Origin of the sequence: Sodalis sp. (in: enterobacteria) (genome assembly GCF_036327475.1) — a bacterium.
In the GTDB taxonomy this organism is placed as follows: domain Bacteria; phylum Pseudomonadota; class Gammaproteobacteria; order Enterobacterales; family Enterobacteriaceae.
The window spans coordinates 1,479,683-1,504,569 of record NZ_CP132913.1 but is presented as its reverse complement, the minus strand read 5'-3'; the positions used below and the strand labels follow the sequence as shown (position 1 = coordinate 1,504,569).

Genomic DNA, 24,887 nt, shown 5'->3' with positions numbered 1-24,887 from the left:
CTTAAGTGATTGGCCAGCGTCCAGACGTCCATACCATGGCGCACAGCCGAACCATCGAATAATCACCGCGGAACTGGGCGCTTATCTGCAACAGCAGCACCGGATGTATCCGGTTAGTAGCGGGATAGCGCTGGTCTTAATCAGCGCCAGCTCGTCGGGGTGGCGATAATATAGGCCGCGTCGCGATACCGTCGTTGGCATTGGCGGATGTCGGCACCGCGCCGTTATCCTGTTGTGCGAGGATGGTAGGACCGTGGTTGGTGCCGCCGTGTTGGCCGGCGCTTCTCCATCGGCTATCGTCGGAAAACGCATTGGCACTCTGTCCCCATGGCCCTACTGGTGAATATGTTGGCCACGTCGCGCGCTTCATCTTACAGTGACAGGGCAAATAGCAAATATTGGGCCGCGATTGCAGGTGCTTCAGCTGATTGAGCGTTATCGTTGTACAACTGCTCCACGTCGTTCTTCAGGAGTGGACCGATTATCATACTGGCGCCGTCACGCTTACCGTCTCCCGACGCGACCGGCGTATACCTAGAGCGGTTACCGGTCTGTTCTGATTTGCGTGACCGCCGTCGGGCGGCGTGTCCTCCACGCCGTCGTTAAGGTTGGTGCCATCGGCGATCTGCTCGGCGGTGGTAATGGCCTGAACCGGGGCGCTTTTTTACGCGGTCAGACCGTTTTGCACCACCGTAAGCCCCTGCTGAATCACGTTGAAATACCTGCGTCTGACCGTTCAGTAACAACAGCAAAGCAATGCCCACACCGATGACGATGAGTAGTTTTGCAGTTGGCCCCAGGGGTGGCGGGGTTTTCCGAGTTTTGCAGATAGATGGCCTACCAGTCTTTTATTTCCGCCTGCAGCAGGCTAGGTCCTGGCGGTCGTCCTGTTGGTGTTGATCACCAGATTGCCTTGCTGTGACGGAAACGATACTAGCGTTTGCCAGGTTTTATCGATATTTTATGATCGGCGACCGAGTCGCTCAGCAGCGACATCTGAGCAACATAGGTCAATACCAGAGCTAGTGAAGGTTCGCCGTAGGAGCGGCGGCGCTTTGTGGCTGACGCGAGACCAGCGCAAGTTCCGCGCTCAGCAGTAGGTGTCTTTCTTTAAATGAACGCGTGAATGGCGAATAATTAGTAGCTAGGTCTTGGTATCATTGCGGCTTTGCTGCATCTGCTGTAAATAATAGTCAGCGTTGGCGTTGACTGAAATAGACACGCGGCCAGTATCGACGAGGGCAGCAAGACAGGAAGTAGGCGCCTGTTTTAAAACCCAATACACAAGAGGAAGGCATACTGTATCTGGTGATGTTGTTCAAAGCGCTCAATGTTAAATCAGCAATCCGGATTAAACAATGAATCAATACCAACAAGCGGATATTTCCGCAACAACGCTATATGTGGTACCGACTGCCATTGGTAATTTGGAGGATATCACCCGGCGGTCATTATCTGTCCTGCAGGGCGTTGATCTTATTGCCGCTGAGGATACTCGTAATACCGGTCTGCTATTACAACATTTTGCCATAAATGCGCGGCTGTTCGCGTTGCATAACTATAATGAACAGCAAAAGGCGGACGTCCTTTTGGCGAAACTGCAGGACGGACAAAGTATAGCGCTGGTCTCTGACGCCGGTACGCCGCTTATCAACGACCCGGGATATCATTTGGTACGCCGCTGCCGTGAGGCCGGAATTCGCGTCGTGCCTCTACCTGGCGCCTGTGCGGCTATTACCGCCCTGTCCGCCGCCGGGCTGCCTTCCGATCGTTTTTGTTATGAAGGTTTTCTGCCGGCGAAGCGCAAAGCGCGCCTCGATTCCCTACAAGGGTTGGCACTGGAGCCGCGCACGCTGATTTTCTACGAGTCTACCCACCGGTTGCTAGAGAGCCTGGAGGATATGGTCACCGCCTGGGGGCCGCTACGCTACATGGTGCTGGCGCGGGAGCTGACCAAAACCCGGGAGTCCCTTCATGGTGCGCCCGTCGGGGAGCTATTGGCATGGGTGCGGGAGGACGACATGCGCCGCCGCGGTGAAATAGTGCTCATCGTCGAAGGTTATCGTGCGCCGGACGATACGCTACCGCCGGAGGCGCTGCGTACGTTAGCGCTGTTGCTGGTCGAGTTGCCGCTGAAAAAAGCCGCAGCGCTGACTGCGGAGATCCACGGCGTGAAAAAGAATACGTTGTACCGATACGCCCTCGATCGGCAACAAAAGCGTAACGCGATGCGGCGGCATCATTCCTGGAACGCGTATCGCGGATGACAAGTGTCGGGAACGTGCCTATACTTCGCACTGGAGTTGACTAGACAGTCGCCGCTTCGCCGTCATACTCGCAAGGGGAAGCCGAGGAGGGGAGGAAAGTCCGGGCTCCATAGGGCAGGGTGCCAGGTAACGCCTGGGGGGTGCAAACCCACGACAAGTGCAACAGAGAGAAAACCGCCGATGGCCCGCGCAGGCGGGAACAGGTAAGGGTGAAAGGGTGCGGTAAGAGCGCACCGCGCGGCTGGTAACAGTTCGCGGCACGGTAAACTCCACCCGGAGCAAGGCCAAATAGGGGTTCACATGGTACGGCCCGTACTGAACCCGGGTAGGCTGCTTGAGCCAGTGCACGAGCGCTGGCCTAGATGAATGACTGTCCACGACAGAACCCGGCTTAACGGTCAACTCCACTCTTGTGTTAACCTAGCGCCTCATCCTGGCGCGGGGTTTTACCGTTGGCGTTCGCTGGCTTACGGCACCGATTGGTCGTCACCGGCCAAATCAATCAACTGTGCCTGCAACGGCGCAGCGTAGTGGCTCGCAATGTCAAATATCATGGGTCATTCATCATGCATAAACACGCCGTCTCTGCAGGAAAGTTGCCCGCGCGCCCTGTATACCGCCAATCTCTACATGGTCATACACTGATTGCACATAAGCACGCCAGCGCCAATGCGTCGTCGGCAGCCATGCGGACGGCATGACCGTTGCTATCGCGGTGTTCGGCTTCGCCTAGCAAGAGGATATTCAACACATCGGGATAGGTTCGCGGCTGAAAGGCGGCGCCGATCGCCCGCACTTCTTGGTTCAGCGTCAGCGTAGTGGTCGAAAAGGTAGAATGCCTGAACCAGCGGATTGTTAGCAATTTAATCTGGATACCACATTCAAAATCCCGAATAAGAAGATCCGATGGCTAAAGGCCGGGCAATTGACGCTTGAAGCCCTGCGGGTAATACGATGCGATCGATAGGCGCGGTAGCTTTGCCCCGCGCCGGATGAATTGGGACAGGTGCCTGCGGCGCTAAGTTACACTATGCAGAAAAAATTAGAGGGAGGGCCGAATGTGGTTTTGTTCGGCCGCTCTGGCTATCGCACTAAATTCACCAATGTCCGCGGATAGACAAAGCGGCGCGCAAAGCCAACACTCAAATTTCCATTATTAGTAGTGAAGTAGTGCTGTCCGGTGCCTGGGAGCGTCTGAATAAAGGCGGGTTGATATCGTCATCGTGCTGGATTTGCATTTCTTCGCGTCCTCGGAAATCAACAGCCTCCACTAGAAGCTCGAATCACTGTCCGAAGTCACCCGCGTCAAATATCGCAGGATCGCCATCGCCAATACCGCCAGCAAACGGTCGGTGTTAACGGCGCAACGATAAACAGCAGCACCTAAACGGTGAGCACGATGGCGGATAAGCACAAGGTGGCTCGCTGGGCCATGGGTGGCGACGATGCCCTATCCGCTGGTGGAGACGGATATCGCCGCCGAGCGGTTGCTGGTGGTTTAGCCCGTAGTGCAGGGCCGGTAGCGATACCACTATGGCCTGGCGCCCGACGTTGTCGTCCGGTGGTCGACGCTCACGCTTCACGGACGCCGAAACGCGCTGCGCGACTGTGGGGTTCGCCGAGATCGAACTGCGGCTCGATAGAAATAATACTGTGCGGATTGAGGGTCGGATGACTGCGGAAATAATATGAATATGGGCGAAATCCACCGTTTCGGCAATATCTGAATAGCTGTAAATCCATTAGTCGCACCCAGAACAGCGAAAACCTCCTGACGGGTAGCGAGGCTGGCTTTGTAGACGCCATTATTGACCTGCAGGTATACCTAGCCGTTGATCTCATCAATGGCGGCGCGCAGGTCAAGGGGTAAATAGTTACCGGCCAGCGTGCCGGCGCCGTCGAAGGTGCTATTGAACATCCGCCTGCAGGATATTCGCCGATTCATTGCTGACAATGATCCGCTGCTTATCCTACCGCACCGGTACCGTACGCAGCCGTTATAGCCGGGATCCGGCTGTAAATAGAGTTGATAAAGAAACGCTTTGTTAAATCGGGGATCGCCGGTAGCGCCGGGAAAATCCTGGCTGAAGGTCCAGCCGTTCTCGGGCATTAGCGGGTGGGCCACCGAAACGGGAATTAACTAGGTTAAGCCTTTCAACTAACGCATCAGTAGGGTGCGGTACCGCTAATGACACATAAAGATGGTAATGGCAGCGGCCGCCTTCGGCGCGAAAGCCGCCGCACCCTTCAGGACCGGTATTGCCGCCGGGCGCTCTCCAATGCGGAACACTGACGCCGAGCGATAAAACCGTCCGTTATAGCGGAGGTATCGTACAATTTGTCCCGCCACTTCCCATCGACGAGCAAGCCCATGCCACATTCCCCTCAACATCATGCCGCTCGCTTTTTACGTCCCTACCATCGTCAGCGGAAAGGGCGGGATATCGGTTTTACTCGCTTATACCCCTGACTAGCTTGGGCCGGCGGATGTTAGGGGTAGCCTCGGTTACCATTTTAGCCAGCAGACGAGGGGTAGCCTCGGTTACCCTTTTAGCCAGCAGCAAATAAACCGTCGGAGATGGGCAGATTTTTCATAAAATTGATCTGGTTACCTGCCTGGGTAAAATCCGCATGGAAAAGAAACGCTGTCAACAACGTAAATATCACGGTGATAAGCGACACACTGCAGGTCAAGTAAGCCGAACAGAACCGCCAGACCGCCGCCGACTTCAAGCAAATAGTCAACAGCAATAAACCCGGTGCGGCCATCGTTGCTGCCATGTACTGCTGGGTATCGCGGCATAACCGGCGCCTACTTTGCCGTAGCCGGCCAGAATAAACAGTATAGACACCAATACACGCGCCACCTGAAAGGTGCTATCATGATCTAATTTTTTCATGATTCTTTCTTGATTTGTGTCTGCCGGTGTAATGCACGCTAAGGCTTCTGTGAGACGCGTCTCACGGATCAGTCAACGGGAAGAGGATATTAGATACAGGCAGTATAATGCGCCTTTCTGACCGGTGAGAGCGAGTAAAACTGTCAGGGTCGATCAGAAAAATTGAATAATGCGTGGGCGATAAAAACACTTCTAGGCGACCGATCTAATCGATTCTACCTTTAAAGTATGAACATGTCGACAAACACTGAAACCAACCCCCGTTCGGGATAGCGTTCTGGCGCACGATCAGCGGATCAATAGCCTGCAAAGGGTTTCCGCTGTTGGGCTTAATGAAATTCTAGCTGCTGCTCGCGTGCCGAGGTGGGCATTTTATCATACTTCAGTTCAAAATAGGCGTTTGGCGAAGGGCTGCTGGAGCGTTATGTCACGGACTATCTCGCTTATCTTGACGCCAGCTGAACGCACATGACCAGAGAAAACATGGCGCATCGTCTGATGGCGTACTGGCAGAATTGGCAGGACACGCAGTCTTTTACGATTGTCAGGGCAAGTGTCTGGCGGTCAAGTTGGGCGTGTAGGCAGCGGATCTATCCGAGGTGATGCGGCTGGCGCTGGCGCGCGGGACCTCTGGCGTTACTCGTCGACTGGCGCACGCCATTGAAGATGGCGTGGCGGAAATTGCGCTAAGCCTCTACCAGTTATGGCTAAGTGCCAACGTCATGATCAAGATAGCTCGTGATAGCCAACCCTGTCACGGCTATGGCAACCACACGTCATATTTTGCATCTGACCCTATGACCGAAGGGATACAGATAAACGCACTTCCACCGTGTTTTTATCTTTCATTTAACCGCTCTAATAATCACATTCACGCAACACTTTTTCCAGCGTATCCGCCAGTGATTTCAATTCCGAACGTAAATATTCAGAAGTAGCATCTTTGACCATGGTTCGGCTCCTTCAAGGTTTTGGCATCGGGCGGGGCGATCCGCTAAACAGCAAAAGTGGTAACAATTTCTTAGGGCTAATCCGGTTAAAGACCAGACCACCCGACAGCGGTAGTGGGCCGAGGGTTGGATAGCGCGCCCACTTGACAAGGACGGCGCGCCGAAGCGGCGGGACGGTATAGCCCCGCCAGGCGCTGTAGCGGCGGCTTTCAGGATCGCATAGTCCTCAGGCGGGTGCTTGCAGCACCAATTGTGCCGTCTGCGCTTGTTCCGGGGTATCTAGACGAACAATCATGCTGTCCTTGGCGGGGTAATGCTTTCACGCGGATACCGCGATCTTCAGGAAACTGATAGAGCAAAGCCGTCCGGCAGCGAACCGTGTTCGTTGGCAACGGTGATTTGTAGCATGCTGTCGTCGCGGCACAGCATCGGAAATAACAGCGTCAGCAACATCCAGCACCGCCACCGCCAGCAAACCGAAACGGAAGCGTGTCGTAAGGCTAAACCTGACACTTTCATCATTCTTTATCTGAATCGGCAAGCCGTTTACGGCGCCAGATAACCACCAACGAACTCACAAACCCGATAGTCAACAGCGCCAGCGGCAGCAGCATCAGGCATAGCATCAATTCCTCTTCATAGCGCTGAAACACCGGCATTTTCCCAAGGATGAACCCGACGAGTGTTAAGATAAACACCCATAGAAAGACGCTGATCCAATTAAAAACATGAAAACGAGAACTGCCTAGGCCGGACAGACCGGCGATAGTCGGCAGCAGCGTTCGCGCAAACGCGACAAACCGACCAATAAGCAAAGCCGAAAGTCCATGGCGATGAAACATCTGATGGGCCCGCTGATGATGGCGCGCCGGCAGATGCGCTAGCCAGCCCTTCACCAGCCGGTTATTTTCCAGCCATTTCCCCTGTATGTAACTAATCCAACTGCCCAAGCTAGCGGCGACGGTCAGAAGCAGCAGTACGAGAGGAAAATTCAGCGTCCCTTTTGCAATCAGCACGCCGATCAGTATTAATAAACTGTCGCCGGGTAAAAAGGCGGCAGGCAGCAGGCCGTTCTCCAAAAAAAGGATGACAAATACCAATAAATAAATGATCCAAACCAGGCTGGGATCGGAAAGTGTTTCAAAATCCTGTTGCCATAGGGCGTGCAGCAGCTCCTTAAAGATATCCATTGTGTATTCTCAATCATTGACAACATGTCATTTACTGCCCGTTACCGAATCGGAATAGAGGAAGCGAGCTCGCGGCGTTGGCTTCGGAATGCACGCTTACGCGCCTATCAACCACGAACGGCAAGGCAAACGCTGCTCTATCCGCGCCGGCGAAACCTGTCACTGCATCTGCAGTGAGAGAAAAACCACGCGCGAAACGGTGGCTAGCGAACCGGCCAAAGTGTAAAGAAATAACCCGTACTGTAACAAAACCAACCCCATTGAGACAGTGAAACATGGCCGAAATGCCACGTGATGGGCGCTTTAAGGGGAAAATAGACCCTGCGCTGTCAGTTTTACATCGGCTGACATAAAACGCTTACTGACTTTAATTGTTCGCGCCCACCCGCTTTGCGCTGCAAAATAGCGCCGACCAAACCTTTATGACGAGCGGCGGCACCCTTCCTCGGGCGTGGAAAACGGGTCTAAGGTGGGCGATCGGCGCGACAGCGTTGAGGATGGCAGAGCATTACCAAACAGAAGAGATCGCGTTGGTTGGCAAAAGTCTGGTCTGGAAGCCTGCAATATACGGTGATAAAACAGCATAAAACAGCAGTAAAGATATTTATGCCGATAGACTTCTTTGCTTAGCAGATAATTAACGCCGTAGCTATCTTGCGCGCGTGCGGTAATCCCTTATGTGCAGCTAGATAATTTCCCGCTCGTCAGGCCGGTTATGCATCGACACAGGTGAGCGCTTTTATTCTGTTAAAAAGGATCGGTAATTTAATATTCCAAATTCTTTTGAAATAACTTAAAAGTGAGTTTATCTGGCTGGCCAGTGGAAGGCTATTCCTTAAGCCTTCAATCTCTCTGGTGAAAGCCATTCTCACCATTCTTGGGGTATCATTATATGGCCTTTAGTAGATCATAACCGCTTGTAGGATTTATCACCGGCAGAGACCTGGATTTCCTGCGGTAATAAGCGATTTGGCACCGCCTACATCGAGTTGCGGGAGCGCAACGGACTGCGCGAGCAGGCGCAGCGCCTGGGGTGACACGCATCCACTCCGCGTCGCTGTCGCGCATTTTGATTCTCTGTATGCTGATGCGGCAGTCAACTACCGCACTGGGCTTGACCGCGCTCGACGCCATACACAAATAGTGCGGCCACTGATAGCCCCATGGCCGAAGGGAAGGGGCGTCGCATAAATGGTTGAAGGATTTACCCCATGCGGGGCGTGAAAAAAAATCCATGCGCACTGTGCGACGGTAGATAATATCGACGTGCTTTTTGACGAAGACATATGTATCAGCTTGATCTTATTGATGAAAGGATTAGTTATATTGGCGAATCGCTGCATTTTGATTCCCACCACTTTTGCATTTATCATTTTTGGTAGTTGTTTGCCGGCACTGGCCTATTTTGGTGATAGTCATGGTACTGCCCGCTGGGCTCGGTGAATTGGGCCACAGCAAGCAACAATAGTTGCCGCGTGGCATTTTACCAGCGCGCGCTTATTCATGCCGCACAGAACAAAACGCGGGCGGCAAGGGAGATGAAGGATGACGATTCTGAATGCGCTTTGTGTGTTGGTGGGTATCATGTTTTCCACGGCTATAATTAACTTGCGTGATAGTTCTAACCCAAGACGTTGGAAAAGCGCCTGTTTTTTAGGCATTAATGCGATTATTTTCATTCCGAGGCGTCTGTTGAACGGCTGGGAAGTGTGCGCCAGTCGTCTTAGCAACCGATTGTTCATTTCGGCGTGCTGATCCCGCTGGTGACGCTGCTGATCCCAGGCGGCTCCTCCACCCTGGCTGCGCTTGGTCTGGGCATTATTGTTGCGTTTTTCGTCGTGCTGAGTCTGATGATATTGTATGAGACGCCTGCAAGCGAGATGAACGAAGGTCGGCGGCTTGCTTGACGCCATCGGCTGGGCCAGCGTCCTGCCGATGACGTCGCTTGGGGAATTTCGCCTTGGCCAGGGTGGGTAAAGCTGATAACGAGCTGATTACCATCCCTCTGGGACTGTCCGTTGTCGCGGTTGCCGCCTACTGCATTGGCATAGCCCTGCTCACCGTTATTATGGGAAACGCCTTTGCGGCATTTCCCATCATGACTGCCGGCATCAGTTTACCCATTATCGTCGGCTATATGGGCAGCAATCTGGCTATCATGTCCGCTATTGGCATGATGGTGGGATTTGCGGCACACTAATGGTAGCGGCCAATTTTAATATTGGGCCGCACCACTTGAGTTTTCCGACCAGCAGGGGGTTATCAAGCAGTTTTGAGCGTCCATACGGTTTGGCCTGATTGGTTAAAACTGGTGGCTGAAGTTTGACGCCGGTCATGACGATCATATCAGCCGCTACCGCCGAGGCGCTGGCGGATCAAATGGTGACGAGTTTTAAAAAATTTGGACGCTGTGAACCTACCCTACTCGCACCGGGTATGCACTTTAATGGCGCTTTTCCGGTATGCGGGTGCTGGATTACGTGCGAGTCAGCCAGGATGCGGCGCCGGAAGCGGTGCTGGTCGATGGCGAAAAGCAGCGTCGGCGAGAGATGAATCTTATCGCCGACGCTGATAAAAGTGGAATCTCTCGGCTACGGCGTTTAGCGCCTGGGTGGCAGGTGTTCCTTCCGCGGCTTATGTTCCTTCCGCGGTTTAACGCGGAACAACCTCAGACGCTGTTCCACCTGGTTTTCTGATGCTGGCGCATCCTCGCCCAGCAGTGGGAGCAGTGCCGGATTTATGGGCTACAGCAAGTAGCCGCGGCGCATCTGCACGCCGAGCTGGTGCATTTAGACACTAATCATACGGGCGTTAACTGGCTGGCCATCTACCGCTTTGCTAATCTTCGAGACCTGAGGCGACGGTACGCCGGTTGTTTTACCCCGCTAGTCACGGTGTTCAAGCGTACCACGGGGTATCGCTGAACACATAGCGGTTAACGCTGGATTCAAAATCGTCGGCGGTGGCGTGGAACAGCACCTGCTTGGTGTTTTCCAAATGTTGCCACATCGCTAGCTTGGCCGCATATGGAATCCTCGCGGATCAGCGCTTTGAATGAGTCATGCTCTTCGCGCTAGCTTTCTGCCGCCTCATCGTCTGCTCGTGCAACTTGACCAATAAGGGTTATATAAGCTGGGTTCATATCTTCAACGATGGACGCCCGCTGTTGCCAGTGTCCAGCGCCACCTGATTACTTGCAATAAACTGCCGCGCTTGCAGCATCCCCAAACGGACCAAGCGTGGCGACCTGAGTTTCGCCGGCGGGCAACACACATGCTGTGCTGATTAATATGGATACCCGAGCTTTTGCGCACTTCTACGCAACTTTCCTCCTGCATGATAATCACTTCCCATACCACCGTGTGGCTGATGTTCATCTCCCTGGAGATATAGCGTTCCGCTGACAGCTTCTCGCTGACCAGATAGATACCAGATTCAATACGCTGCGCTGTTTCAGTTCGACCACTAGCTGCTGGTATAATCTGCGAGTCTCCGTGGGTTTTGCTCTTCACAATACAAGAAAGTGCATGCTGACGTTTAGCGGCCGGCGCCGGCGGGTACAAGAAGGGATGGCCGCATGTGCTTATTATATCACGGCGCGCCTGGGCGACGTTACACTGTCGCCGTGGTTCTTTGCACCGGACGGTTTTTCAGATTTGCGCCGGACGGTTTTTCAGAATGGTCCAGATGTACAGGTCGCCTAACAAATCGAACAGCGACAGGACCGCGAATGGTAGACTAAGCCGGATGGTATTCGCCAGCCACGCGGCCATGCCGGTCAGGCCTTGGCGGTCGCCACTATTGCGGCCAAAGACGCCCGAGGACAGGGTAATCCAGCGTGCCACGACTGATGGGTGAAGCCGCCGATACACAGCAGGCCGATAGCCACATTACGGGCCGGTAAATCAGGCCAATCATGTCGGGGTCAATCATCAAGAGCGCCTCAGCGTCACGACGCTACAACCCAAATCAACGAACAACATCAGCATCAAGGCGAACATAGCGATTTCTTTCAGGTTAAAGCCGTAAACTTTAAACATGAACAGCGGGATCTAGGCGTTAAAAGGCCTCAGGCTGGCTCGGCGAGAAAACGCAGCAGCGCGATGCCCAAGAATTGGCGGCTGTACAGGATTTCCCGGGCGCTCATTTTCTTACCGTTATTGACCTGGTGCTGGGATTCCCTGGCCAGTATGTGCAATCCCGTTCTTCTTCTGTCAATTTCCACCTAACAAACCATTTCCCGGCTGTGAATCATAATCGCCCAAATCATCAACGGCGGAACAACCATGGCGCCGTGGAGGAGCCAACGTTAAAGTAGCCGACCGCAAATAGAGGGCTCTGTTGACGGAAGCCATTCGTTACTTGCCTTCAGACCGGCCTGGATCATCGCGGTTTCCCTACCGTACCTCGGGCGATAGCCAGGCCCAAACTGCTAGTCAGCGCGGTGGCCATTAGAATACCGCCCACAGAATCGCGAACACCACATACTTTAGTGCCAAGCATGTCCAGTAACAGGTGGAATAAGTGACGATGATTAAGAGTATTGCTGTGTGGTAATGTGCGGCTTGTCATGCAACGTCGGGGCCGCTGCCGCCGCAATGGCGTTACGCCGCTAGGTAGCCCAGCGCGCGCCCAAGGTAACCAGGGAGATCATATACCCGCGTAACCCTTTAATCTTATGTATTAAAGCTTCTTCCAATAGTAGTGCCTTCAATCCAACTGCTCAGTCGGTGGTTCACCGGCGCTGTAGGGTGTCCCCTAGATGTTTGTTTTATCAGGCTGCCCAGGGTACTGCGTCCTGTCGGTATGGCTTTCAGCTGGCCGGTTAATTTCCGGCTCTTTCGAATCCCATCCACCCCACTTGGGTATCGCTAAACTCACGAGGTCCTCGCCAATAAACAAAATTTTAGGCCCTGACTGAAAGCGGCGTTACAATAATTTATCATATATATTTAAAAGTTGAGGACAAAAACAATTAATAATTTCATGGATAATAATTCTGTCCCACCAGCCGTCTTTTAGGCGGAATTGGCGTAAAGATGTGACATTTCTATTGATTCATGAAGGGTGTTTGCTACAACAGGACTTAGAATCCAATCAGTTTGTTCTAAATTGGTATAACATATTCCTTTGGAAATATTACTAAAAGAAGATAACGGGCCTGTTATGACCGTGTTTTTAACTGAAGATTTTGCTGGACATCGAATTCGCCCGCTGTTTGTATTATGACTATACGAAAGTCACTGCCATTTACCGCCGGAACAGATCGCGCAAAATTACCGCAAAACCTGTATGACAACCAGAAAGGTGACAACCATAAATGGTGCGCGATGCACACACCAACGGCGTGGCTGAACGTTTTTGTACTAGCGACGCCGGCGACTGTGAAAATTGAAGCCTGGCGCAGACTGTGCCGCACACCATCAATCCCTCTATCACTGGACCAATCTGGAACTGCGCCGTCCGTTCAGCATCAGCTGAACATGAAAATGGTCGGCACCACCGATGATTCGATCGATGACCTGTACATCATAAAGCCGTCGCGCAAGACAGCAGCTTCTCTATCAAAGTGCTGCCCAACTTGCGCCCGGATAAGTCCTTCAATCAATATTGAAGCTGAAGGTTACTCGAGGGCGACTCGGACACCGCCATCAGCGGATTCAGGGCGCTTTGCGACGCATTGTCGAAACGTCTTGGTCATTTCGCCGCCCACGACTGCCGCGTCTCTGACCACGCGCTTGAGTGGTGGTCCATTGGCGAAACTATGCCAACACGTGCGATGGGAAACTATGCCAACACGTGCGATGGCATTCTGGCTCGTCGTCTAGACGGTAAGCTGCCGAATGCCGAGGAAATCGCGCAATTCAAAATCGCACAATAGCCGCATGCTGAAACTGCTCAGCCACGATACTGGTTTCGATTCAGTCAACGACCAGCGGACATAAAGCTGTTGGGCGAAATGGTGAAAACATTTGCTTCGACAATGCCAAAAATTACTTTGCCATTGAACCTCTGATTAAGCCTGGCGGATCGACGACGGTCCACTCGTGTATTATTGAAGATAACTCTTGAATGCAAACGCTAAATCGTCAAAATTTTCCAGGTCGCCGGTATACCGGATCGCCTTATCCAGTTCGGCGAAGCGAATTTTTTGCGCGCCTTTTTGACTGACAACTGGATTTGCTGAACGAACACACTGAACTTGATGCCGGCATTGTCGTCGTACTCCCGATCGATACCGATTCCCCCACGTCGTTGTCGACCCAGGACGAACGAGCAGGGAGGCGCGGTGCGCCAGTCGCGCATTATCCAGTCTGTCGGTCGCGAGATTATGCCGCCAATTCGATGACTATCTGGCGCTGGCTCATGATGCTAACATCTGTTTTGTCTTCTCCAACACCATCGAGGCCGATATTAGCTTTAAGGACGACCGACTGCAGGATGCGCCGCCGCAAGTTATGCAGTCAAACTGACGCGTTTGCTGTACGAACGTTTCTGCCATTTTGGCGATGTGGAGGATAAGAGTGGGTGCTTATCCTCTGCGAACTTATCGATTATAACGGCGACGCGCGAAATGGTGCTGCACTATGCTGACCTGTTAGCGCTGGCTGCAGAATTTGTCCACTGGTTAAACGATAGCAATACCTCCTGCTCGACGCTAGTGAACCGCATCGTCACGGGGGTTACCCGTACAATGAAGCAAAGTGCAGACGCTGCAAACGGAGCTCGGCTATCAGGGTATTTTCCTCGACACCGCCGAATTTTTATCTGTTCGTTATTCAGGGGCCGACCTGGCTGGCCAGGCGTTACGTTTGGATCAGCTCAACCTGAACATTTGCATCGTCTGCTGGATTTTACCTCACGACGAACTTATCTCTTTTGCTGAGGTGGCACAGAGGCATTTCGCAATCCGTTTATTGAGCATCAACTGTTATCCATCGCGCTCAACGGTATGACCAAATTTCGCACCCGCATCCTGCCACACAGGTTGAATAACAACCGTAGGTTGGCCTGTGGGCATGCGGGACGCCGTTTCCGCCTATTGCTGAAACCCAAAGGTTCATCACGAATATTATTAAAATTTCGACAATGTAGCGGTCGCTCTGCAAGGTCTGCAGCTGACCAGGCGTGTACTATCGGTAATGACCGCGTCACGCTACGTCAGCCCGTGTTTGCCATAACGCCCATGGTGGCGAGGGGATATGATTATCAAATATGTGCCCATCAGGCACGCCAAAGCCTCATCCAGCCGAAGAACATATTTACTGCAGAGCGCGAAAACCAATCTCAATGTTCTGGATGCGTGCTGCCGCCGCAAATGCCCGGCAGCAAGGTGCAGTTTACTGGCGCCGCAACGGCCAGGTTGGTATTCGCAACGAGCTGTGGATCCTACCGACCGCGGGCTGCGTCAACAACGGCATCGCCCGCCAGATCCAGCAGCGATTCCTCATGGAGACCTTTGGCGCGGAAGATATCGACAGCGTGCATTTGTCACCCGCCTGTTCGACTGTTTGCAGCTGGGGCAGACAACATGGTGCGCAACCCAAACGCCGGCGTAGTACTGGTCATCTGGCTGACTGCGAGAATAACCAAGTTGATGTTTCTGCACCACCCTCGGCGAGTTCGATAGCGAGCGGGTTACCTTCATGATTTGCCAGCATCGGTGAAGTGGAGGACGAACTGGAGTGTTTGCGCGCTCTTTATCAGCGCATACGCGACGACCTGCTCCAACTGGGCAAGCTTAGCGAACTGAAATTTTAGACTGGAATGCAGCGATTCAGACCGACCTGTCAAGGATTACCGCCAGATCCATGCTCGGGCGTTTTTCGAATTATCTGATCGCTAATGTCAGCACTACCGTGCTGACGGAAGTGCCGGAAATGTTCGGCGCCGAACGGATCCTGATGAGCTGCTACTGAGATGAAGTCACCTTTGAAAGATCGTGCATATAGTCAACGATTTCAAACAGTACTTTATCGCCCATCAGCAGCCGATTTATGCAACCCCACAGGCAATAAAACCGGCGGTATCACAATGCTTGAAGAGAAATCCCTTGGTACACATAGAAAGCCGGTCAGAGCAAGGTGGTAGACGTGTTGAAATACGGTGAGCGGTGAAGCGTAGCAGGTCTTAATCTCCTGAGCGTGCCGGGCACGATGCCACATGGTGCTGTTCAGCACCAATCACAGTGCGGTAATTTTGTACAGATACAGACCGTGAATCGGCCGCCCGAGTTTTTCTAACAGGTAGCCGATAAGGAATGCCAGCGCTTGACTATCGGCTACCGGCTACCACCCATCTTTCTGTCTGGAGCAATAGGCTCATAGCAGGGCGTAAATGCCAGCGCCAGCGCGACCCACAGCAGCGACCATAGCTCCGCCTATTTCATTGACGGGGTTTGTCCTCGGAGAGGGCCCTGCATTAATAAATCCATGGCCAGCATGATTTATCACCATGACAGCAAAGCTGCCCCATAAGAAAGGATTGCCGACGGTATGCATCTAAGATAGTCCTTCTACAATGAACAACGTAAGTAAGTCTCGCCTTCTTGCAAGATCTCACTTACAGCCCGCATGAAAATTCTGCAGTTGCTCGGCTTGCTGTGAATCACATTAATGCAAAAACGCAACCGTCAATATCAAACCGTAAAATCACCGCGCAAACAGCGACGCATGAAGCAGCTAGTAGACCTTGGCTGTGAGGTGTAGCGGCAATTTTACCCTCTAGACGCTGGTAAGGGGTCGCACCGTTCCGGCTCTTTCGCCATCATACGCGCCAATAGCTGTGCATAACGGCTGGAACTCAGGATGAAACTGGGTGATTGAAACGTTGGGCCCATAGGACAAGCACCGTAGCGCCTGCAAAGTAAGCACTGACAATGCACCAGATTAGCGCCAAAGCGCCGGGAAGCGCCGTCAGCAGCGCGCCATCTGATGCTCAGGGGCGCAGACAATTACCTATTTCGCCTCAGCTAGAGTGGAGGCGAGCGGTTGTTGACAATGCTGGACGTTAGGCGATATACACAGCGTTAATCCGGTTTGAGGCAGAAAGCTGCTCCAGAGAGCGGCTGGACATATCCGCCTGGCGCGACCAGTGACACCATACAGGCCTGTTGCACCGCGAATGCATTGACTTACAGGTGTACCTGTCAGCGCAAGCGATTAACCGGGCCGACGTTGATTTTCAATGACGCATTCGGTGCACTGACCTGTGCGTTGCAAGGGCGCGCGCCGTTTTGCGTCAGCGATTCGTACATGAGCCAGCTCACAACCCGTTATAACCTGACGTAAAACACGCAGGTAGAGCAGGTCATTCTGCTGACAGGTCATTCTGCTGAATAGTTTGGCGCCTTTGCCGCCGCCCGGGCTAGTGCTGTTAAGAGTGCCCAAACTCTCGTGTTGTTTGAACAGCAACTGCGCGCCGTACGCCAGGTAGCGGGTCCTGATACACTTTCTTGCCGACTGGCAAAATACGCGAGATTCATCGTTCCACGCTGGCGCTGTTTAGCGACATTATCAGCCTAACCTTACACCTCGCTGGCGCAAAAAGTGCGGCTATCTACAACACCTTGGCCGAATAGGCGCCCTTATCGCCGTCGACTCCCTGCATCTGGCCGCTGGGGCATACGCCGTATCAGATCCACCACGTCAATGTCTTCTCCCTCACATCGCTGGATATCTGCGCGTATTGATGTCCTAATTTGTCGCAAGAGGTTGAGGGGACGCTGGTGGACTGGGTATGACAACGGTATCTTGGGGTTGATGGTGCTGACGGTCAACCCGCGGCCGAGCACATTTTGTCAATGAGTCCTGTATGGCAACGCCTCTAGCCGGATTGACATAAGCGAAAACCGGCCGGCGGATCTGCCGCGCTGCTGGTTTCGGGTTGATAGCGGCTTGGATGGCGTCCCAGCGGCTGACAGTGTATAGGCCATTGTCTGTATCCGCCTTTTCAGCAACCGTAGGCGAACGGATTACCTCGCCCAGCAAGTGTTCGCGGTGCTCGGCGCAGCCTGCAGTAGAGCGGTGAGCTGCCATCGTAATCATCATTTGGATTATTTTCGTCAACTTGAACGCCTGTATGGCAACTGCCAGGCCCTCGGCGCTAGTCAGAAATTGTGGTGCTAAGAGCGTAAAGATGCGCCAAGGACGCTGACAGGGCGGTCGGCGACAATGGGTTTGTTTCCGTGCTGGACAATCATCATACTGCGCTAAAGACCGATGAAAGGAAGAGGCATGTTGTTGCAAGGGTTGGAGACGCATTTATGATGCGGCCTTTCACTGCTGGAACACTAATACAGCGCCAGCATGTGTGACGACAGGAGTACCAGTCGTTGCAGCACCAGTTAGAGCATGTTTGGCACTGAAGTGCGGCTGCGGGAGCATAATGCTATGCTTGTGGGTAAACAAATAGCCTGAACAGCTCGCCGGATCGCAATGGCCTGCTTTACAAGATAAAATTATCAGCGCGCGTATTGCTGCGTTAGCGAAAGAGGTCGCGGCGTTGCGCCAGTCATGCCAGCACTGATGGGCAGGATAAGCGCTTGTCCGGTTCCCCGGTGGTGCACCTGTGCTGTGCCGCGTTAGGCGCGCGCTGTAAAACTAGTTCATTTTGCATCATTGCCCACTCGTCGGAATGATAGCCGTTTATTGGGTGCTCTAACAATAGCGACGCAACATCATGCTGCTTAAGGCGCTTCTTGACCCAGCATGGGTGTTAAATCCGCGGTCTCTTGGCAGTAGTCTTAAACAACTGCCCATTGCTCCGGTCCGCGCCAATACGTTTTCTTTTTCTTTAAGGTAAATAGCGACTGAGAAAAAGGCATGAGTGGCGCAGTTGTATAATAGTGCTCGCGCTTTTGGGTACTAACTGAGCGAGTAGCCCTTCCTTTGGTAGTGGTTCAGTGTGTGATTCAGTGTCGCTGTCGTCCGACTGTCAAAAATGGCGAAATGCCAATACTTATCTTTTCATCGCGACGACCGCGCTGAAATACCCGATCAGCACAGTTCCTTCAAATGGGGTGGACATCATCAGCAACAGCAGCACTCACCCACTCCATAGATTGTTTTAACTTCTCCCGCGCCAGGGTTGAAGCGCAGAGTCAATTCATCGCGCAGGTAGCGCGCAACATCTTTGATGCTGTTCTGGTGTATCGGATTGTAGAGCACGGTTGGACTCACCACTACATTACTACATTGTCATGGGACGCTCACGGAGCGAAATGCTCTGATGCAGCACATGTCAGTCGATCTGTTTCTCGCTAGTGCGATGGCGCTAAATCTGCCGACAACTGGGTCAATTGACAGAAATTTTTCCACACATCGTTAAGTGCGGCTTCCGCCGGTCACCGTCGGTTGTATTGTTTGCCATTTTAACCCCATATGACACAGTGTATTCTCCATTTTATACCATGCGATCGTACAGCGCGAGGCTCAAACCTGGCGTCTCGCCTGGAAATGCTAGGTTTGAGCGCTCCGCCGGGTTTAGGTGGCGCGGCCAACAGTTGTGCAATGACGTCCGCTTTGTCGGTTGGGTGAATCGGTTGAAATAATTTTCCAAACGGCGCTGCAGCGCCTGCTCCTCGTGTGGCGGCGGAAAAAATTTGCGGTGATACTGGCGAGAGCAAAGAGTAGGTTGCATAAAACGCGGCTCGAATTGAATAGATGAATAAGCCAAAATAAGAAAAAGATTTTTCGTGTGCAGTGAATAACTTTATACGAAATTTATATTGAGTTAAATGTATTTGATACGATTAGCCACTGTCGGGCCTGTTACCGCACACCGACTCAAGATGCGTAAAAGAGAAACAATAAAAGTGGCACTTTCAATGAAATGTCCAGAGGACATTTATCACTCTGGCAAGGATACGAATATCTTGCACAAAAGGCATTTTTAGACTTTGATCCTTCAATTCAGGGTGCAGAACAGGTCCCGTATCAGAAGGCGGCCTTCAATTCAATTAGCCACTGGCTGTTGCTAAGTTCACTGAACTGATAATTGGTGATAAATCGTTTACTACCCTCCAACAGTACGCCGGGCCGGGCGTGGATATCACGATCGAGTTTAAACCAACAAATATCAAGGCAAATGTGCTTGCATCATAGATTTCACCATTGATTAAGGTTACTTGCTGGAACTGCGAGTGTTTGTTTCTAACTTTGATTTCGCGCGTTCGGTGAGCTATTCTAGACGGACGCTCGTATTTGCCAGGCATTTAACCACTACATCAGAAGATGTATAAGTCTCTTTTATAGCACACTGAAAGATTTAGGCCGTGATATTGAGATGCTCACAATACTCAATTTTAAGGTTGGAAAATTTACACTTAACATGGCATGGCTTCCACAAAGAAACATTATTTCTTGTAAATTGTTATTGATCGCTTAGATTAACGCTTAATTTTAATCGCTTATTCTTCTGGTTTTTAATAAAAAGTGATAGCTTATGAAGCTAGCAAAAACGGGCTACCATGAGCTGACATGGCGGCTGGAAAGCACCGCCTACTCTGAAGATTTAATTGTTCTAGGATTTCATCCCTATGTGTAATGATTGCCATTGATGTCAATCGCTCAGGTTGACAGCGTCATTATTCGCGATTTTTGACCTCGACGCAACGTCACAAGCCTCCCAACGTCAGAAACGGGACAGCTCAAAACTGATTCTGCTCGATCTCAGATCGAAGATGGGGCGTAGGCCAAAAACATAGCGATGGTGCGATGTTTTCGCCCTATCGCCGGCAAACTGTGTATGCCCTTCGGGTGCATCGCCAACCAGGCGCTCCCCCGGCGCAATTAATCGCATGATGAGCCCTCATTCATTTCTCTCCTTATAAAAACTAAAGAAGTGTAATGGAAATATTTTGTTCCATTATAAAAGGAATCTTCACGGGCTACCCTCCAGGATTTCGCTGTTGTATCGAGCCTATTTCTCTATGCAGGAATACGGATGAATTGTGGTTGCGCTTTTACAATTTTAACATTATAAAGGTAGTATTTCGCCTGATATATTAACTATCTATTATCTGGGTGATGCGACAATTTACAAAAAATCATGTTGTAACGATAAGGGTCAATAGACCTCACGTTTGATGAGTTAGTGCCGTTAGAGCGCATGGAGTTAATTGTTAGATTGACTACTTCCATGGAAGGCTGTGCCGGTTTTCATGAGAAGGTTAATAAAGATCATTAATACGTTATCAATGTAATGGCTATGATTCTTAGTTTCACCAATATGGAGGGTAAGTGTTGATGGATTGTACGACCCTGTATCATAGTGGTCGTTTATTCGTATTAGTGGTTAATTTTTATTATTTCTTCTTGATAATATATGCAAATTATTGTTAATTGGTAAGCGTTACGAATGCGTCAAAAGAAAAGGAATGGTATCTAAAGCAGAATCATCGAATGTATTGTATTTCATGATGGCGCATTACTGATGCTCAAGCTACAAAACGCTGAATCTATTACCGTGGATTACTTATTTATTCCACTATAACAGTCAAAATATTACTCTCTTTCGTTTTATTGAGTCAGGTGTCTCATAGCAGTCAATAGTCATGTTGAGATTAATCGATGACATTATGAGCCTTCACGACCAACATTAGCGGCAAGCTCGTTCTCATCGATAAGGCCAGACGTTTTCCGGCAGGATCCAGAGCGGTAAGCGTTTTTCTCAGCACTATTTTGTTCCGCCTTATGATGAGTAACCTCTGCTGCGGCTGTGTATTAATTAAACCACTACACCCTGCGAAAATGCGGCCTGCCAGTGCGGGAAAATGGGCTTGCGGGGATGGTGTCATTATCGGCGGACGCGTAGACGCTGAATAAAAGAGCCTTACCTTCTATCAGCACAGTCCCCTTAGGACTTAATGGGCTGAGGTCGCTTAATGATAAGCAGAAGAGGGTAGCGCGAGCGACTAAGTCAACAGTATTTGCGGATCGGGAAAGCAGCGTGCCTCAGACTTCTCTGCTATAGACGAGCAGCGCAGCGGCAAAAGCGCGACAGGCTCAATTCGCGAGCGGTTCTCAAATCCACTATATTGCTATTAGTGACGGTGTGAGTTGGCTGTGGCAATGGTGACATTGCTTGCCACGAAACCCGTTGAAAAGACTGTAATTCACCCTGGCTAACGGGTCCAACTCCAACAAGTAAACGGTTGCTTTGTCGTTGTCACTCATGCAGATTGATATGCCTTTATGACTTAGTGAATAAGTTTAATTAACGGTTTATCGCTAGAGGATAGCACAACGAATAGTTAATGCGCTGAGAAAATTAACTATTTGCTAAGTCATCTCCCTTGATGATATCCTCTCGAAGAGAGTGCAATACGTTTATCTGAGCGCTCGAAATTGCTGCTGAGATATTCATTTTTCATCTCTAGGTATTGTTAATTTTATTCTATAAAATGTGCGGCTATTTATATCTATATTAATAATAGCGACATACGCCTGGTAGTCTTTGGACGCTGCGTTAAAGACATTGTACTTAATGTGCATAGGTAATTCAAATAGTTTTGAATAAATCATTATTAATCGGGTTTTGCTACCGATCAATGACAGCCGACAGGATGAGTCCTGCGCATTAAGCCGACCGGTTGTCGAATTGGCGATTGCCGCCAGCTGAAGTGTTGGAATACCTCCTGACGCTTTTCAGCGAAGAGGCCTAGGCCCTGGTTAGATGCCTTGCTTTTCATCCAGGTGACGATACGCTAGGCAAGGCGATCAGGATGGAAATTGCTCGTGCCAATCACTCGTATCTTACCCGCCTGCCTGGTACGATTCCTTCATTGCTCACCAGGCGCCGTGGACATCGCTGTAGGTACGGGTTCAAGTTGCAAGCGATTAAGGGATTGCTCGAATCGCGCCTTGGCTACCTGGCATACTATAGCCAAAGTTTAGTCATCATAAACAACTTATAATGCGGCAAACCGCTTTGTTTTAATACGCTGCCACCTGAATTTCATTTTGATACGAGTATCTATTATTAGGCGATACCCACAGTGATGGTATCCAGCACCACGTGCTCGCATTCGAAAAGTTTAGCGATCTGGTAGACTCAAAATCCCACTAATGGGATGGCGATGCCGTTATTAGTGTTGTGCTCTGCATCAGGTTTTCCTCTCTTATTCTACGCCCGCCAGACGCTGGCGGTTCGCGCACGGCAGCGAAAGCGTCAACACTTATTGGCCAAGATTGGTTTAGCAAGATGATATCTGAATCGGCGACAACCTATTAGTCGCCTTCCTGTGCATGCGTCTATGCGCCAAGCTCATTAATCGACTGTAACCGTTATTCATTGCTAATAGTAATCGAGTTTATAATCGTGGTGGTTTACTGGTTGTAGTAAGCGCTTTCTTGCAGTTAGTTAGCATGCTTGTTATCTTGGTATTTTCCTGGGCACTGAATTGCTCCAGCTTGGCGGACAGGTATGTATACCTTAAGAGAAATTGATCGCAGCGAAAAGCGGCGCTTCGCTAACTGAAATTTAAGGCGCTAAATGCTTGGCTAAATTTGACCTGTCGACCGCAGTCCTGGGCACTGGACAAGATCAAGCGGATCCTGTTGCTGCGTTTGGACGATCGGCGGCATGGTAATTACCACCGGCACCGCTAGACAGTTGGCCGACAATGGCTATCATATCTCGGTACTAACCGGTCGCGTGCCAGACATTGCTGGCCCGTTACGATGCTGTACATCAAACCTACTGCTACGATAAGCGAATATCCGATTTTGATGATGTAGCGAACTAAGAAAGGCTACGGCTCCTGCACCACCTGGCGCCGCGATACGTTTAACACTCCATTGGTCGTGGTATACAACACACGTCGGCTTAAAACGGGTTGGTAGCCTATAACATCTGAGCACCGCATTACGATAATGCGATATAGTTAGGTCATCGATCGTCTCGCGGTGCGCGAGCTGCCGCTGGAGACGTTATTGTGTGGATGACAAACCGGCCGACATGGCTCGCTTGTCGTCTACCACCGTCGCGATGGGGATTATCCGGAAGACGCACGGCTGCCGGCGCTGAACACTATTGCCAACGGTAACCAAATAAAATCCACATCTCGCGCGAATTACTTATCATAAGCATGCCCTGCAAAGCGATAAACAACAGCATAAAAAATACAGCACCGTGTCCAGGCGATATTCTGACGAGGCCAGCAACGCCAGGCCGACAGCGCCCCTGTAAAGCGCACCGAGATAGACGCTATGGGCGGTATTGATGTGCGTGCTGTCGTAATTGATGAAACCCAGCTCGTGCTTGAAACCCAGCCCGAACCAGGGATGCAGGCTTACTTCCATCAAAATATGATGTCAGATACTGATACGCAGTTCGGATTCATTGCTTAAGCTCTTAAAACGCAACAACAGCTCGCCGAGCGGAGTGAAAATCAGCATTAGCGCCGCCAGCAGCGCACCCAGCCATAGCGCGCGACGCGGCGCTGGACGCCGCCAGCGCCAACGCTAGCAAGGGACAGCGGCTTTGAGTTATCACCAGCATGACCGCTGGATGACCACCAACACATGCTCAGCATGATAGCGATGGCGCAAAGTTCGCTAGATCGATCACGTTGTCAGGGCTGGGATTGCGGTCGGAAACTTTGCGCAAATAAAGGACTTTGCCGGCATCGGGGCGATGGTAAACACCGACAGCACCGTAACCCCGGTGATCATGGCGAACATCATCATATGACGACTCGCATCCTGCAGCGCCAGCGACCCCAGTAGAATGAATATAATCAGGTACAATCTGTGGGTTAACGTAGAGGAAGTTTGTACCACGCTAATTGCGAAATAGACCACCAATAGGCTTCAAGCTCAGCCCTTGTAACGTTATCCGATCCTGCCGCAGGTCACGATAGAGCTGCCCGCGCATCAACAGACTCACCAGCAGCAGCGCGCAGAACACATGGACAGGTTGTTGACTTTCGTGACATTGCAAAACAGAGTGCTGAAAAACAAGAAGGCCGTGAACAATGTTAGCGCGGCATTTTCCAGCCTGGATAACATAGACGTTTTGGCCTTAGTTGCACGGTTGCATTGCGGATCAACGCAGATGGCGATCTACAGGGAAAAGAACTGGGGCGCTGCGGCCAGAAGAAAGTCGTCTCGAAGCGGCGGTTGCTGGCGTAATGGTCGGCAGCCATACGGTGTGGGAGTCGATAAAATGGAATGCTCCATGGATCAAGATGGCCTCAGACTACAGAATCCTTCAAATAGATAATTCCTGCCTCCTGTTGCTTAATGCTCGACGCCTTGTACTGTTTATCTCTTTCCTTTGACGCCCCACCTCCTTCCACTCACTTCGTGCCTGAAGTCTAAAGTTTAAAGCCTCATGACGCCGGCGCCGCGCATAATGCGCAACCGTCAATGGCCCATGCTCATGCTAACCCGCTGGCTCACCATAGGATAATAGGGTCATACCGACGTCTTTCTGTTTTGTATGCCGCCAGGGCCAATACCGATATACTGTACCCTGCTGTTGACAGGCTGGACACCACCGCAAATAAGCAGATTGCAGATTGACGCAACCGTGGTTATTCTTGCTCGCATTCTGAAGAAATTGACCTTATTTACT

9 protein-coding genes, 1 other RNA gene and 10 pseudogenes are annotated in these 24,887 nt (G+C 51.3%); 11 read left to right on the top strand and 9 right to left on the bottom strand.

Annotated features, from left to right (window positions below; translation table 11 throughout):
• The first annotated feature begins 1,358 nt into the window (after positions 1-1,358).
• Together rsmI and rnpB are read left to right on the top strand one after the other, a co-directional pair.
• Entirely contained in the window at positions 1,359-2,267 is a 909-nt protein-coding gene (rsmI, locus tag GPOALKHO_RS08065; RefSeq protein WP_406702050.1) for a 16S rRNA (cytidine(1402)-2'-O)-methyltransferase, read from the top strand.
• Between the two features lie 32 nt (positions 2,268-2,299).
• Positions 2,300-2,677, top strand: an RNA gene (rnpB, locus tag GPOALKHO_RS08060) — RNase P RNA component class A.
• A 230-nt stretch (positions 2,678-2,907) separates the two neighbouring features.
• On the opposite strand, the pseudogene GPOALKHO_RS08055 reads toward rnpB, so the two are convergent.
• Positions 2,908-3,075 (bottom strand): annotated as a pseudogene (locus tag GPOALKHO_RS08055) (pirin family protein); the annotation flags it as partial.
• Positions 3,076-3,168: 93 nt separating this feature from the next.
• On the opposite strand from GPOALKHO_RS08055, the pseudogene GPOALKHO_RS08050 reads away from it, so the two are divergent.
• Positions 3,169-3,625, top strand: a pseudogene (locus tag GPOALKHO_RS08050) (LysR family transcriptional regulator); the annotation flags it as partial.
• 214 nt (positions 3,626-3,839) lie between these two features.
• Here GPOALKHO_RS08050 and GPOALKHO_RS08045 read toward each other — a convergent pair.
• Together GPOALKHO_RS08045 and GPOALKHO_RS08040 are read right to left on the bottom strand one after the other, a co-directional pair.
• Positions 3,840-4,640: pseudogene (locus GPOALKHO_RS08045) on the bottom strand (glutathione S-transferase family protein).
• 177 nt (positions 4,641-4,817) lie between these two features.
• A pseudogene (locus GPOALKHO_RS08040) lies at positions 4,818-5,167 on the bottom strand (DoxX family protein).
• A 602-nt stretch (positions 5,168-5,769) separates the two neighbouring features.
• Here GPOALKHO_RS08040 and GPOALKHO_RS08035 point away from each other — a divergent pair.
• The gene (locus tag GPOALKHO_RS08035; protein WP_406702049.1) at positions 5,770-6,105 is read left to right on the top strand and encodes a hypothetical protein; all 336 of its coding nucleotides are present in this window, start codon (positions 5,770-5,772) and stop codon (positions 6,103-6,105) included.
• 530 nt (positions 6,106-6,635) lie between these two features.
• Here the strand turns inward: GPOALKHO_RS08035 and GPOALKHO_RS08030 are convergent.
• Complete coding sequence (locus tag GPOALKHO_RS08030; protein ID WP_406702047.1) at positions 6,636-7,307, bottom strand: DedA family protein; 672 nt, start codon at positions 7,305-7,307, stop codon at positions 6,636-6,638.
• A 1,748-nt stretch (positions 7,308-9,055) separates the two neighbouring features.
• Between GPOALKHO_RS08030 and GPOALKHO_RS08025 the strand changes: the two genes are divergently transcribed.
• The 3 genes from GPOALKHO_RS08025 (at position 9,056) to GPOALKHO_RS08015 (ending at position 10,003) form a co-directional block, all read left to right on the top strand.
• Complete coding sequence (locus GPOALKHO_RS08025; protein ID WP_406702046.1) at positions 9,056-9,214, top strand: hypothetical protein; 159 nt, start codon at positions 9,056-9,058, stop codon at positions 9,212-9,214.
• Between the two features lie 38 nt (positions 9,215-9,252).
• A complete protein-coding gene (locus GPOALKHO_RS08020) occupies positions 9,253-9,507 on the top strand; it encodes a 5-oxoproline transporter, DUF979 family subunit (RefSeq protein ID WP_406702044.1) in 255 nt (84 codons plus the stop codon).
• Positions 9,508-9,775: 268 nt separating this feature from the next.
• Positions 9,776-10,003: a hypothetical protein gene (locus tag GPOALKHO_RS08015; protein WP_406702043.1), complete on the top strand. Its 228-nt coding sequence runs from the start codon at positions 9,776-9,778 to the stop codon at positions 10,001-10,003.
• Between the two features lie 202 nt (positions 10,004-10,205).
• Here the strand turns inward: GPOALKHO_RS08015 and GPOALKHO_RS08010 are convergent.
• Positions 10,206-10,773 (bottom strand): annotated as a pseudogene (locus GPOALKHO_RS08010) (hypothetical protein).
• Positions 10,774-10,957: 184 nt separating this feature from the next.
• Positions 10,958-11,991, bottom strand: a pseudogene (locus GPOALKHO_RS08005) (MFS transporter).
• A 482-nt stretch (positions 11,992-12,473) separates the two neighbouring features.
• On the opposite strand from GPOALKHO_RS08005, the pseudogene GPOALKHO_RS08000 reads away from it, so the two are divergent.
• The 3 pseudogenes from GPOALKHO_RS08000 to GPOALKHO_RS07990 form a co-directional block, all read left to right on the top strand.
• Positions 12,474-13,243: pseudogene (locus GPOALKHO_RS08000) on the top strand (glucuronate isomerase); the annotation flags it as partial.
• 136 nt (positions 13,244-13,379) lie between these two features.
• Positions 13,380-14,298: pseudogene (locus GPOALKHO_RS07995) on the top strand (tagaturonate reductase); the annotation flags it as partial.
• A gap of 112 nt (positions 14,299-14,410) precedes the next feature.
• Positions 14,411-15,421: pseudogene (locus tag GPOALKHO_RS07990) on the top strand (UxaA family hydrolase); the annotation flags it as partial.
• Positions 15,422-19,243: 3,822 nt separating this feature from the next.
• On the opposite strand, the gene GPOALKHO_RS07985 reads toward GPOALKHO_RS07990, so the two are convergent.
• Both GPOALKHO_RS07985 and GPOALKHO_RS07980 read right to left on the bottom strand, forming a co-directional pair.
• Positions 19,244-19,357, bottom strand: coding sequence for a hypothetical protein (locus GPOALKHO_RS07985; protein ID WP_406703457.1), 114 nt, complete (start codon positions 19,355-19,357; stop codon positions 19,244-19,246).
• 2,660 nt (positions 19,358-22,017) lie between these two features.
• A pseudogene (locus tag GPOALKHO_RS07980) lies at positions 22,018-22,388 on the bottom strand (aldo/keto reductase); the annotation flags it as partial.
• A 1,130-nt stretch (positions 22,389-23,518) separates the two neighbouring features.
• On the opposite strand from GPOALKHO_RS07980, the gene GPOALKHO_RS07975 reads away from it, so the two are divergent.
• On the top strand, positions 23,519-23,659 hold the full coding sequence (locus GPOALKHO_RS07975; RefSeq protein ID WP_406702042.1) for a hypothetical protein: 141 nt from the start codon (positions 23,519-23,521) through the stop codon (positions 23,657-23,659).
• Positions 23,660-23,875: 216 nt separating this feature from the next.
• Here GPOALKHO_RS07975 and GPOALKHO_RS07970 read toward each other — a convergent pair whose 3' ends face one another.
• The gene (locus tag GPOALKHO_RS07970; protein WP_406702040.1) at positions 23,876-24,091 is read right to left on the bottom strand and encodes a hypothetical protein; all 216 of its coding nucleotides are present in this window, start codon (positions 24,089-24,091) and stop codon (positions 23,876-23,878) included.
• Positions 24,092-24,887 lie beyond the last annotated feature (796 nt).